1 rRNA gene is annotated in these 305 nt (G+C 50.8%); it reads right to left on the bottom strand.

The window, feature by feature from the left end:
* A 23S ribosomal RNA gene (locus tag CVN76_RS00570) occupies positions 1 to 305 on the bottom strand; the annotation flags it as partial.

Genomic DNA, 305 nt, shown 5'->3' with positions numbered 1-305 from the left:
TCCAATACTCTCATCTTGAGGCTAGCCCTAAAGCTATTTCGGAGAGAACCAGCTATCTCCAGGTTCGATTGGAATTTCTCCGCTACCCACACCTCATCCCCGCACTTTTCAACGTGCGTGGGTTCGTGCCTCCATTCAGTGTTACCTGAACTTCACCCTGGACATGGGTAGATCACCTGGTTTCGGGTCTACGACCTCATACTCATTCGCCCTATTCAGACTCGCTTTCGCTGCGGCTCCGTCTCATCAACTTAACCTCGCATGAAATCGTAACTCGCCGGTTCATTCTACAAAAGGCACGCCAT

The sequence above is a fragment of the Bacillus sp. mrc49 genome, assembly GCF_002803435.1.
This window is presented reverse-complemented; position numbering and strand designations above follow the sequence as displayed.